At 74.7% G+C, this 3,013-nt stretch carries 2 protein-coding genes; both read right to left on the bottom strand.

Annotation, left to right across the window (positions count from 1 at the left end; genetic code table 11):
- Positions 1-66 precede the first annotated feature (66 nt).
- On the bottom strand, positions 67-1,773 hold the full coding sequence (locus tag EAO70_RS12110; RefSeq protein ID WP_148002983.1) for a (2,3-dihydroxybenzoyl)adenylate synthase: 1,707 nt from the start codon (positions 1,771-1,773) through the stop codon (positions 67-69).
- Positions 1,770-2,975, bottom strand: coding sequence for an isochorismate synthase DhbC (gene dhbC / locus EAO70_RS12105; protein ID WP_148002982.1), 1,206 nt, complete (start codon positions 2,973-2,975; stop codon positions 1,770-1,772). The genes EAO70_RS12110 and dhbC overlap by 4 nt, the downstream gene beginning before the upstream one ends.
- Positions 2,976-3,013 lie beyond the last annotated feature (38 nt).

Here is a 3,013-nt window from a genome sequence, read left to right as displayed (position 1 = left end):
GTGCAGGTGCAGGTGCAGGTGCTGGGGTCGGGACGGGTCGGCCGGGCGGCCGGGCGGGAGGCCGGGTCAGTCCCCGGAAGCGGTCCGGGCGCGCAGGTCCTTCTTGGAGACCTTGCCGACGCCGGTCGTCGGGAAGGCCTCGACGAAGACGATCCGGTCGGGCACCTTGAAGGCCGCGAGCCCCCGGTCCCGGACGAAGCGCTTCAGCGCGAGCGCCCCGATCGCCGGCGCGTCGGCGCGCGGGATGACGTACGCGCAGCTGCGCTCGCCGAGGTACGGGTCGGGCTCGGCCACCACGTTGGCGTCGTGCACCGACGGGTGGGCCAGGAGGTGGTTCTCGACCTCCTCGGCGGCGATCTTCTCGCCGCCCCGGTTGATCTGGTCCTTGGCGCGCCCCTCGACCACGAGGTGCCCGCTCGGGGTGACCCTGACGAGGTCGCCGGTGCGGTAGAAGCCGTCCGCGGTGAAGGAGCGGGCGTTGTGCTCGGGCGCGTTCCAGTAGCCGCGGATGGTGTACGGGCCGCGGGTCAGCAGGTGGCCGGTCGTGCCCTCGGGGACGTCCCGGTCCTCGTCGTCCACGATCCGGATCTCGTCGTCGGGAGAGATCGGCCGGCCCTGGGTGGTGACGATCGTCGCCGTGTCGTCGTCGAGTCGGGTGTAGTTGACCAGGCCCTCGGCCATCCCGAAGACCTGCTGGAGGGTGCAGCCGAGGGCCGGCTTCACCCGGCGGGCGGCCTCCTCGCCGAACTTGGCCCCGCCCACGAGCAGCACGTCGAGGCTGGAGAGGTCGTAGTTCGACGCGGCTGCGGCGTCGCTCCAGACGAGCGCGAGCGGCGGTACGAGCCCGGTGATCGTGACGCCCTCGTCCTGGATCAGCGGGAACGCCGCGTCCGGTGCGGGTCGCGGGCACATCACCACGCGGCCGCCCGCGTACAGCGCGCCGAGCGAACCGGGGGAGGAGAGGGGGAAGTTGTGGGCGGCGGGCAGCACGCAGAGGTAGACGGAGGTCTCGTCGACCCCGCAGATCTCGTTGGAGCCGCGCAGCGAGTAGATGTAGTCGTCGTGGGTCCGGGGGATGAGCTTGGGCACCCCGGTGCTCCCGCCGGATAGCTGGAGGAACGCCAGGTCGGACGGGGCGGGGCCGGTGAGCGGCACCGGCTCGGCGGGCACGTCGGAGAGCGCCTCGAAGGGCCCGGCGTCGGCGCCGACCACGAAGACGTGCCGCAGCGAGGGGGTGCGGGCGAGCACGGTGGTGGCGAGGGAGCGGTAGTCGAAGCCCGCGTCCTCGGCCGGGATCACATAGGCGACGGCCTCGGTGAAGGAGGCGAAGTAGGAGATCTCCGACTCGCGGTGGGCGGGCAGCGCGAAGACGGGCAGCGCGCCGAGCCGGAAGAGCGCGAAGATCACCTCGAAGAACTCGGCGACGTTCGGGAGTTGGACGACGACCTTGTCGCCCCGGCCGATCCCGCGGGCGGCGAGTCCGGCGGCGAGCCGGTCGGCGCGGAGGTCCAGTTCTCCGTACGTCCAGGCGCGCCGGGCGCCGTCCGGGCCCGCGTGGTCGACGACGGCCACCCGGTCGGGACGGGCCTCGGCGCGCTCGCGGAGCACGGCGCCGAAGGTCTCGCCCCGCCACCAGCCGGCCGCGCGGTAGCGCTCGGCGAACTCGGCCGGCCAGGTGGGCGCGGCGGTGTCGGCCGGGGCCGCGACCGGTGCGGTGGCCGCTTCGGTTTCCGGTGCGGTGTCCGGGGTGGCGGGCCGGGTCGGTGCGGTCACAGCTCGGCTCCCACGGCGTTCAGGAAGGTGCGGAACTTGGCGGCGGTCTCGGCGGTCTCCGCCTCGGGGACGGAGGCGGAGACGATGCCCGCGCCGGCGTAGAGGCGCAGGGTGCGGCCCTCGGCCTCGGCGCAGCGGATGGTGACGACCCACTCGCCGTTGCCCTCGGCGTCGCCCCAGCCGACGATGCCGGTGAAGAAGCCCCGGTCGAAGGGCTCGGTCTCGCGGATCACCTGTCTCGCGAGCGCCGTCGGGGTGCCGCAGACCGCGGGGGTGGGGTGGAGCGCGGAGGCGATCTCCAGGGCCGAGACCTCGGGCCGGGCGAGGGTGCCGGTGACGGTGGTGGACAGGTGCCACATGGTGGCGGTGCGGATCAGCGAGGGCCGGGCGGGCACCTCGATGGAGGAGCAGTAGGGGGCCATCACCTGGTGCACGGCGTCGACGACGACGGCGTGCTCGTGGAGGTCCTTGGCGGACTCCAGGAGGGCCGCGGCGCGGCGCACGTCCTCGGCGAGGTCGTCGCTGCGCGGGACGGAGCCGGCCAGCGGGTTGGAGACCAGCCGGTCGCCGCGCCGGGAGACGAGCAGCTCGGGGCTGGCGCCGAGCAGGGTGCGGTCGGGGCCGGTGGGCAGCGCGAAGGTGTAGCCGGCCGGGTCCCGGCGGGCGAGCCGCTGGACCATCGCGGGGAGGTCCAGCTCGTCGGGACCGGTCACCTCCAGGGTGCGGGCGAGCACCACCTTGCTGAACTCGCCGTTCCACATGCGGTCGACGGCGGAGGCGACCCCCTTGGCGTACACCTCGGGCTCCGGTTCCGGCCGGACCGTCCAGGCGGTGGCCGGGGTCTCGGCGGCGGGCAGCGCGACGAGCGGGTCGTAGGCGAGGGCCGGTCCGGTGCGGACGGTCTCGGGTATGACGAGCGCGGCCGGGGCGTCCTGCTCGAAGGGCAGGGCGCCGATGACGACCGGCGCGGTCCGGCCCTCGGAACGGGCCGCGCGCAGCGCCTCGGCGACGCGCTCGGCGACCGGGGCGGTGCCGTGCGGGACCTCCCGCTGGACGCCGTGGGCGAGCATGGTCCGGGTGGGCGTGGCGAGGAACCGGTCGCCCCGGCGGAAGGCGTCGAGGAGCGCGGTGGCGGCTCCGATGGCGGAGTGGGGGTCTGCGGGCGCGGACGTGTGCGCGGCGACCTGGTGGACCGTCGACACGGGGGCTCCTTGGTTGCGTCTGAGGGTGGGGTTTCGGC

It is taken from the genome of Streptomyces sp. adm13(2018), assembly GCF_008042145.1.
Taxonomy (GTDB): Bacteria; Actinomycetota; Actinomycetes; order Streptomycetales; family Streptomycetaceae; genus Streptomyces.
This window is presented reverse-complemented; position numbering and strand designations above follow the sequence as displayed.